The 9175-nt window shown below is 71.9% G+C and carries 7 protein-coding genes and 1 pseudogene; 2 read left to right on the forward strand and 6 right to left on the reverse strand.

All coding sequences use genetic code 11. The features are described from left to right. Together K7862_RS36615 and K7862_RS36620 are read left to right on the forward strand one after the other, a co-directional pair. Positions 1-970: hypothetical protein (locus K7862_RS36615; RefSeq protein ID WP_222970043.1), on the forward strand; the 970-nt coding region annotated here is incomplete at its 5' end. A 94-nt stretch (positions 971-1064) separates the two neighbouring features. Beyond that, complete coding sequence (locus K7862_RS36620) at positions 1065-1880, forward strand: phytanoyl-CoA dioxygenase family protein (protein WP_222970045.1); 816 nt, start codon at positions 1065-1067, stop codon at positions 1878-1880. Here the strand turns inward: K7862_RS36620 and K7862_RS36625 are convergent. The 6 genes and pseudogenes from K7862_RS36625 to K7862_RS36650 all read right to left on the reverse strand — a co-directional run. Then, the gene (locus K7862_RS36625) at positions 1855-2541 is read right to left on the reverse strand and encodes an HAD-IA family hydrolase (protein WP_222970047.1); all 687 of its coding nucleotides are present in this window, start codon (positions 2539-2541) and stop codon (positions 1855-1857) included. The genes K7862_RS36620 and K7862_RS36625 overlap by 26 nt on opposite strands. Positions 2542-2672: 131 nt before the next feature. Beyond that, the gene (locus tag K7862_RS36630; RefSeq protein ID WP_222970049.1) at positions 2673-3665 is read right to left on the reverse strand and encodes a phospholipase D-like domain-containing protein; all 993 of its coding nucleotides are present in this window, start codon (positions 3663-3665) and stop codon (positions 2673-2675) included. Between the two features lie 386 nt (positions 3666-4051). Then, positions 4052-5122, reverse strand: a complete 1071-nt coding sequence (locus tag K7862_RS36635) for a helix-turn-helix domain-containing protein (RefSeq protein ID WP_222970052.1) — start codon at positions 5120-5122, stop codon at positions 4052-4054. 159 nt (positions 5123-5281) lie between these two features. Continuing rightward, positions 5282-7318 carry a glycoside hydrolase family 31 protein gene (locus K7862_RS36640; protein WP_308012380.1) on the reverse strand — a complete coding sequence of 679 codons (2037 nt, stop codon included), beginning with the start codon at positions 7316-7318 and terminating at the stop codon, positions 5282-5284. Positions 7319-7508: 190 nt separating this feature from the next. Further along, positions 7509-8678 (reverse strand): hypothetical protein, encoded by a 1170-nt coding sequence (locus K7862_RS36645; protein ID WP_222970054.1) that lies wholly within the window; start codon positions 8676-8678, stop codon positions 7509-7511. 146 nt (positions 8679-8824) lie between these two features. Further along, positions 8825-9175: pseudogene (locus tag K7862_RS36650) on the reverse strand (glycoside hydrolase family 2); the annotation flags it as partial.

Below are 9175 nucleotides of genomic sequence, written 5' to 3' on the forward strand. Positions count from 1 at the left end.
GGGGTTCCTGTTCCGGCGCCGGCCGTCGGTCGGCATCGACCCCTCCTTCGGTGACGAGCGGCTCGCGGCACTGCGGGCGGCGGCCCGCGAGGGGGCTCGGCGGTGGCCGGAGATCCGGACCGCACTGAGCGGTGCCCAGGACCCCGAGGACCTCACCTTCCTGGTGGAGGGGCTGCGCTCCGTCGCCGGGCTGGAGCGGTGGATCGGCGAGGTGATCGCCGCCGAGCCGGACGAGCCCCTTCCGCTGCTGGTCTCCGGCGCCCGGCACGTCGGGTGGGCCTGGCACGCCAGGAGCGGGCTCGCGGCCCGGTACGTGTCCGACGAGCAGTGGGCGCTGTTCCGCGGCCGGCTGGAGACCGCGCAGGAGCAGCTGCTCGCGGCCGCGGAGAGCGCGCCGGACCTGGCCGCACCCTGGTACTTCCTGCAGATCACCGCCCGGGGACTGCGGGCCGGCGCGAACCGAGCCGGCGCGGACGTCGAGGAGCAGCGGTTCACGGCCGCCTGCCGCCACGCGCCCGGGCATCTCGCGGCCCACCGCGAGCGTCTGCTGCAGCTGACCCCGGCCTGGGGCGGATCGCGCGAGGAGATGCACGGCTTCGCGCGGCGGTCGATGCTCGCGGCTCCCGCGGGCAGCCCGCTGGGTGAACTCGTCGCCGCGGCCTTTCTGGAGGAGTGGCTGGACCGCGGCGGAGATCCGGAATCGGTGTACATGCGCAGCGGCCAGGTGCTGGGCGCGCTGCACGAGGCCGCGGACCGCTCGGTGCGGCAGCAGTCGTTCGTGCGGGAGCGGGACTGGCCGCTGACCTTCAACACCTTCGCGATGGCCTTCGCCCTGGCCGGTGACGAGGTCGCCGCCCGCCCGCTGTTCCGGGCGATCGGCGACCGGGCCACCGAGATGCCCTGGCGCTACCTGGACGACCGCTCGCCGCTCGTGCCGTTCCTGGAGTGGCGGTCCCGCGTCAACCGCTGATGAGCCGCCATCGTCCGGATCACCTGTCGGACCGCGCCCGATCCCGGGTTCACGCCTCTGGACGCCCTCGCCGCTGCGGCCCGACCCTGGGGCCATGCCGACCGCACCGGATGACCTCCGCACCCCGTACGCCCTGGATCCGGCCGCGCTGCGGCACTTCGGCGACCACGGCTTCGTCCATCTGACCGGGGTCGTGGACCCCGCCACGGTCGCCGCCTACGAGCCCGAGGTCACCGCGAAGGTCATCGACCTCAACACCCAGCATCTGCCGCTGGCCGAACGCGACACCTACGGCAAGGCGTTCCTGCAGGTCACCAATCTGTGGCAGCACAGCGAGAAGGTGCGGGAGCTGGTCTTCGCCGAACGGCTGGCGGGGATCGCGGCAGCGCTCCTCGGTGTGCCGTCGGTGCGGCTCTACCACGACCAGGCGCTGTACAAGGAGCCCGGCGGCGGCATCACTCCCTGGCATGCCGACCAGTACTACTGGCCGCTGTCCACGGACCGGACGGTGACGGTGTGGCTGCCGCTCCAGGAGACCCCCGCCGCGATGGGACCGCTGGCCTTCGCCGCGGGCAGCCACCGCTTCGAACACGGCCGGGACCTGCCGATCAGTGACGCGTCCGAGCGGGAGCTGCAGAAGGCCCTGGCCGAACGGGACTTCCCGCTGGTGGAGGAGCCGTACGGGCTCGGGGACGCGAGTTTCCACGGCGGCTGGACGTTCCACCGTGCCGCGCCGAACCACTCCGGGGAGCCGCGCCGCGTGATGACGGTCATCTACATGGACGCCCGCATCACCGTGAGCGAGCCCACGAACGACTTCCAGCGCGCCGACCTCCGTACCTGGATGCCCGGCACGGCCGTCGGCGCGACGCCCGAGTCACCGCTCAACCCGGTGCTGTACCCGGCGTGACGACAGGACGCAGGGCCGGCCCGGCGTCAGGGTCGCCGTCCGGGCCGCCGAGCAGCGGCGCCAGGACGCGCTGGAGGTCGGCCGCCTCGCGGTAGTGCAGGGCGGTCATGCCGGCCGCCCTGGCCCCTTCCGCGTTGGCCAGGTTGTCGTCCACGAACAGGCACCGCTGCATCGGAACGCCGGCGCGCTCGGCGGCGATCGCGTAGATGGCGGGGTCGGGTTTGGCGACGCCCACGCGTGAGCTGTTGACGATGTGGTCGGCCACGTCGGCGAGTCCGAGCAGGGCGAGGTCGTCGTCCAGCCAGACGGTGGCGTTGGTGACCAGCGCGACGGGGAGGACCCGGCGAACCCGCGCGATGAGGTCCAGGACGACCTGGTCGGTCCAGGCGGGCGCTTGGACGAAGGTCTCGGCGAGGGAGGCGGCCGTCGCGGCGGGGACCAGAGCGGTGAGACCGGCGGCGATGGACGCGGTCCACTCGCTGCGAGTCAACCGGCCCAGCAGCAGGGGCACTTGACGTTCAGGCTCGAAGGCGACGCGCAGGGTGGTGCCGGGTTCGAGCCCGGCGGCCTGCTCGTCGCGGTGGAGTGCGCGGTGGTCGAAGTAGCGGATGACGCCGTCGATGTCGCACAGCAGGGCGTCGAAGTCGCGGTGCCGGTCCATGGCCGGAGATCATGCCAGAAGGGACCGGATCGTGTGTCCGGCGAGGGTGCCGGAGCACCCCCGGCCCGCGGTGGGACGGCACGCGGGCCGGAGGCGGCTCCAAGGCGCCTGCTGCTGGTCCACGGGCCCCGTCAGGCCGGTGTGCCGCCCGCGAAGTCGCTGTTGAACGTGGTCTCGACGGTGCTCGCCACGGACTGGGCGACGCCGGTGCCGGTGAGGATCAGGCCCAGCTCCCGGTTGCTGCTCAGCGAGTTGCTGCTGATGTTCATCGAGCCCGCCTCGACCTCCTGGGTGGTCAGGCCGTAGTCGGCGACCATCGCCTTGGCGTGGATGTAGAAGCCGTTGGGGTCGGAGTAGCCCACCACCTTGCCGCCGGCGGCCTTGATCGCCGAGACCTCGCTGGCGTAGTCGGAGGGCGTCTCCAGGACCACGCGCACGGCCACGCCCGCCTTGGCCCGGGCGACGATGGCGTTGACCACCGTGCTGTCGCTGAGTTCCAGTTCCTCCACGTCGAGCTTGGTGGTGGCGCTGTTCACGATGGACAGCAGCCGGTTGCGGGAGTCGGTGGGCGACCAGAGGAGGTGGTCGCCGTCGGTCGGGGTGATCGAACTTCCCGCGTAGTCGGCGTTGAAGACCTTCTCGATGGAGGCGACGTCGCGGGTGTCGTCGTCGAACACCCCGTAGTCCCGGCTGGTCGTGTAGTACTGCGAGGTCAGGTTGCCCGTGAGGATCAGGGACTCGGTGGCGTCCACGGTGATGGTCTTCTGGTGGGTGTACACGAACGCCGACGGCGACCAGACGACGCCCACGCCGGCACCCGTCAGGGCCTTGTAGGCCGTGTTGTTCGCGGTCTGGTGCGCGCGGTCCAGGACGACCCTGACCGTGACGCCCTTGTTCTTCAGGGCTATCAGGTCGTTGACCGCGGTGGTGTCCTCCAGCTCGTACATCGTCATGTCGAGGGAGGTGGTGGCCGAGTTGATGAAGCTGTAGATGGTGGGCTGGCTGCCGCTCTGCGAGAACGCGAACGCCGTGTAACTGGCGGCGTTCGCGGGGACGGCGGTGGCGATGACCGCGGCGGCGGCCGCCACGGCGACACCGGCACGACCGAGGACCTTCGACAGCATGCGTGACTCCTCGTCAGTTGACGGCCACGTCGGAGGGCTGACGCCCGGGCTCCCGCCGTGGCCGGCCGAGGAACGAGGCCGTCCGGGGAGGGAGCGAGCAGGAAGACCGACCGAGCAGTTGTGGCGGGCGTGTGCATGACACCACGCGCGTAGAACGCTGTGAAGGGCGAGGTGGTGAACAAGTGGTGACCGGCTGTCCGGCAGGCGGACATTGCGGACACCGCGCAGGTGGGAGCGGTTCACGCAATCCCCGTGGGATCGCAAAATCTTGGTATCCGGCGCCCCGGGCGGGATGCTGACCGCGCAGGCTGCCGCAGTGCCTGGCGGCGCACCGCATGGGCGCCGGTCAGCTTTGACTCAGCGCGCGCCCCGGCCGGTTCCGGGACTCAAGGCCCCGCCGGAGCCGTCCGGTCCAGCCATCCCGACACCGCGGCGTGCCAGCCGAGTTGGAAGCGGGTGGCGGCGCCCACGGACTCCATCAGGCGCTGCAGTCGCCGCTGGACGGTCCGGTGACCCATGCCGAGCTGGCGGGCGATGGCGGCGTCGGTGAGGCCGACGTGCAGCAGCGCGACGATCTTCCGGTCGACCGCGTCGAGCCGCTCCGCGGCGGGCTCGCCTTCGGCGTCCCGTTGCCCCCGGCCGGGCGGACGCAGCCGCCAGCCCTGCTCGAAGCAGAGCTCGAACAACGTGATGAGGGCGGTGAGCAGGCCTCCGCGGTGCACGACGAGCGCCGCCGGCTCCCCGGATGCGTCACGCCCGGGATCCAGCGAGAGCAGGGCCAGATCGCGGTCGGCGATCACGAGGTGGGTGGGGACGTCGTCGACGACGGAGATCCGCCGGCCGCGTGCGGCGCTCTCGGCCAGCAGACGGGCGGTGGCGCCGTCCTCCAGCCAGCTCCGTTGGACGACCGTTCGCACCCTCACGCCGCGCCGGACGGCGTCACGTTCGGCGTCGTCGAGGTAGTCGCCGGTGGCGCTCACGGTGCCGGCGGGCATCGCCGGGACCATGGCACGCAGTTCGTACCGGGCCTCCCGTTCGACCGCGGCGAGCCGGCGGCGGATCGCATCGGTTCCGGTCAGCACCTCGACCGGAGCCGCGGAACTGCGGGACCGGGCGGTGCGATGGCGTTCGGCGAGGTCGGCGAGCTGCTGCTCGACCTGGTACAGGGCGGCCCTGCGAGCTTCCAGCAGGGGTCCGAGCGCGAGGATCGGCGGAGATGCGTGGTACCGCTCCCCCGCCTCGTCCCGGTCCACGCCGGCCAGTCCGCGGCCGACGAGTGCGTCGAGGTGGCGCCGGATCTCGTCCTCGCCGGCATCTGATGAGGACGTGAGGGCGGCGGGATCGCAGTCGGGGTGGTCGACGAGCCGCCGGTAGACGGCGTCCTGCTCGGCGTCGAGTCCCAGCAGCGTGAGCAGCGAGGGATCCGGCGTCTGCGGCTGCGGTTCCGGCCCGGCCAAAGGCCTCTCTCCCTCCGTCCGCTGCCGTGGGCGACCACCGTAGCGGAACGGGAGTCCTGACGCTACTGGGGCGCGTGTGACGGCATGTGACGGTGGGCAGACGTGCGGGGCGGTCGTTCGCGACCGGCCCGCACGCGTGCTTTCTGCTTCACCTGCCCGTCAGCGGAGGGCCTTCAGGGCCTTGTCCGCGCCCGGTGCGCCGAGCTTGACGAAGACCGGGGTGACGCCGAGCGGGGCCTGGTAGCCGGTCAGGGTCGCCGGGCCGTGGACCGCCCGGTGGCGGCTGACGTCGTACCAGGTGCCCGCGGGCAGGTGGACGCTTCGCGTGGTGCCGGTGCCGAGGTCGGGCGCCGCGAGGACGGCCGGTCCGAGCATCCACTCGTCGGTGATCGTGTACGCCGCCTGGTCCTGCGGGAAGTCGAAGAACAGCGGGCGCATGATCGGGTCACCGTTGGCCAGGGTGTGCTGCACCTGTTCCCAGATGTACGGGGCGAGCCGCTCGTGCTGCTGGATCGCGGCCCGGTACAGGTCGATCGTCTGCTGGTCGTAGGTGACCTGCTTGCCGGTCGTGTTGTCGTTGGTCTCCACCGGCGAGGTGGAGGCGTACATCAGCGGCATCAGCGACGCCGCCTGCGCCCACCGGACCAGGACCTCCTTGGTCGCGGGCGGCTGGCCGCTCGAGCCGCCGATCATGTCGGTCTCCACGAACGGGTAGCCGATGGTGGAGATCGCCAGGTTCTGTGTGACGGACGCCTGCAGGGAGTTCCAGCCGGTGCCCTTGTCGACCTGCCGGGTCACGAAGCCGGCCTGGTGGGCGTTGCTGGTCCAGTGCACGCGCACACCCACGCCCTGCTGGTCGAACTGGTCGGTCAGCTCGGCGCCGAGGCGCTGGTAGTCGGACGGCGCGTACCCGGCGTCGGGGGTGCAGTGCTCGTCGAAGAACCGGGTGTCGAACTTGAACCCGTCGATGCCGTAGGCGCTCATCAGCTTCTTGAGGTTGCCGACGTACCAGGCCTGGGCGTCCGGGTTGGCGAGGTCGACGATCCCTGCGGTGCCGTTCCACCAGGAGACCGTGCAGGGCTTGGACGGGTCGGCGGCGGACTTCAGCAGGTAGCCGTGGTCGACGGCGTACTGGTAGTTGACGGAGTCCAGGTTGATCCAGAGGGTCACCCACAGCCCGAAGTCGTCGCCCATGGCGTGCAGGCGGTCCGACAGGCCCTTGGGGTCGGGGAAGGTGGCCGGGTTGAACGTCAGGTTGCCGTACTCGGACTCCCAGCGGTCGTCGAGCTGGATGGTGTGCCCGTCGAGTCCGTTGTCGTGGAGTTCGGTGGCGTAGTCGAGCAGCTTCTGCTGCGTGACCTTGGTGTAGAACTGCGCCCACGAGTTCCACAGCGGCTTCGCGTACTGCTCGTACGTGGCGTCGCTCTTGGCGGGCTTGCCGACGATGCCGATGTAGTCGCGGTAGACGGCGAGCGGGGTGGACTCCACGAAGACGGTGGCCTTGTAGGTGGAGGGCGCGTCGACGGTGAACCGCCCGAGGCCGTCCTTGCCGCCGTTGATCGACACGTCCATGGAGTCGCCGGTGTCGACCCGCAGGCCGGTGGAGCTGGAGGTGTACCAGAAGGGGTCGATCATGTTGTAGGACGCCGGTCCGAACCCGCTGTGGACGACCTGGCCGCTCTCCAGCGGCCACGGTTCGTCGGTGCCGGGGCCTCCGTTGGGCGTCGCGGTCTCGCCGTGGCCGTACCAGTGGCCGGCCGAGGCCAGGTCGTAGGCGAGGCCGAGCTGGTCGGCGCCGCCGCCGGTGACGTCCCAGTCGAGCTGGTAGCGGTCGGCCTGCGGCGTGATCCGGGCGGTCACGGTGGCGCCCGGGAGGGTGGTGGCGGCGGTGAGGGTGAGCACACCGTCGTGCCAGTTCCAGTCGGTGACGTCGGTGGCGTGCTGCCACTGACCGCCGGCGTGGAAGCGCAGCGCGCCGGTGTCGCCGCCGGCGGTGCCGAGTACCGTCCGGCCCGACCGCTTGGTGGTGAGGGCGAGTTCGCCGGTCGCGACCTCCAGCCGGTAGCCGGGGGTGTCCGTGCCGGCCGGCTGCGCCAGGACGACGGCGCCGGCCGCCTTGCTGACGCTGGGTCCGGCGGCGGGTTGCTGGGCGGCGGCCGGAGACGAGGTGACCGGGGACAGGAACGTCCCCGTCACGGCAAGCAGTGTGGCGGCGAGCAGAGTGCCGCGAGGAATGCTCCATCGTGCGTGCACGCGTCTTCTCCCACAGAGACAGTGATGAGTCGCTGAGCAGTGCTGCAAGATCCTGAGCGATGCATGTCATGTTCACGCAGGATTCGGCAGGTGTCAACGCGGCTTGCGGAAATGACGCGCCGCACGGAGCGCCTCATCGGGCCAGCGGCACCTCGGCATGAACACCCGTGTCCTGCAAGGGCTGGTAGCCCTGCGCCAGCAGATGCGCGGTCAGTGACAGGGCCCCCTTGCCCGGGGTCCTGTCGCTGACGGTGACCGCCGTCCGGTACGCGCCGCCCGGTCCCAGGTCGACGGTCGCCCCGGGAGTGACGACGGCGGCGAGCGTCCCGCCGGGCGCGGACGTCAGCGTCACCGGGCTGCCTCCCGCCGTCACGGTGAGATCGTCCGGCGCCAGCCCGCCGGGACGGGAGAACACCAGCCGGGTGCCGACCGAGGTGTACTCGGGGCCGCCGCTCGGGCTGCTGAAGGTGACCGAGCCGCTGAGCAGCCCGGCCGGGCGGGCGGAACCGGACCCGGCGGACATCGTGATGCGCGCCTGTCCGGCCGGGTGGGCGGCGGTGAACTCGTAGACGGTGCCGTTGACGGCGATGTTGTCGACGTAGGTGTCCAGGCCGGCCTTCGCGTCCCGCGGTCCGCCGACGTTCGCGGCGACCGCGGTCGCTCCGTCGCCCGGGGCGTCGCAGGCGGAGGCGTAGGCGCTCAGCGGATGACTCGTTCCCGCCGCGAACGAGCCGACCGGGCGGGAGGTGACCCAGAGCGAGGCGGGTCCCGCGACGAAGTGCCGCCAGGTGTCCGCGATCGCGCCGGTACGGCCCTGGGCGTCCACCGCGAGCTGCGGCTGGAAGCTGAGCGTGCTCGCCGCGCCCCGGCACACCGAAAGCAGTTGCAGGCTCGCGCCGTAGCGGACGGCCGACGCAGTCGACGTCCAGCTTCTGACGTACAGGTCGTAGGACGGCGCCAGCGAGGCGATGCCGCTCAGCGGCACCTTGCGGTTGAAGGGGTGCACGGCCTGGGCCTGGCGGGCTGCCCCTTTGCCTGCCGTCACCGCGAGGTGCAGGCTGCCGTCGAAATGGGCCGGGTCGGCGAAGGGCACGACCTGCTGGACGCCGGCCGGGAGGCCGGCGGTCGCCGGGGTGTCCTGCAGCCGCAGCCAGGAGCCGGACGGTCCGAGGTCGCCGGCGGTGACCTGCTGGAGGGCGTAGGCGGTGGCCCCCGCGGGCGGCGGCGAGCCGAGCAGGGGCAGGATCGCGGCGGCCGCCACGGCGGTGGTCGCGGTCAGAGACGCGGTCAGAGACGCGGTCAAGCGGGACATGGCGCTGAGCTCCCGTCAGCAGGACTGTGGTCGCGGAGCAGATGCGTCCCACCGCCGCGCCGCCGCGACTCCTGCCGCCGCCGATCTCACCCGGACGGCCCGACCCGGCGGGGGCCGCGCCTCGGCGACGGCCCGGTTCAGGTCCCGGCCGGCTCCCCCTCCTCCTCCTTCTTCCCGGTGACGATGCGGCGGATGGTGTCCAGGGGCAGCTTCGGCGTGCCGTCGGCGAAGAGCAGGCCGTTCGTCTCCTGCGCGGTGTCCTTGAACTGGGTGTAGCAGAAGCCGGCCACCAGGGGGCTCGATCGCAGCGCGCCGAACAGGTCGCCGAGCAGCGCCGCGAACTGGGTGTCGGAGCTGGTGCGGGTGTAGGAGAAGTCGCCGTCGTCGGCGCGCAGCGACAGGCCGCCGAACTCGGTGATCATCAGCGGGAGGCCGTCCGCGCGGAACCGCTCGGTCTGCGCTGTGGTCACGGCGAGCACGCGGCCCTG

Source organism: Actinacidiphila acidipaludis (assembly GCF_019890725.1).
In the GTDB taxonomy this organism is placed as follows: Bacteria; Actinomycetota; Actinomycetes; order Streptomycetales; family Streptomycetaceae; genus Actinacidiphila; species Actinacidiphila acidipaludis.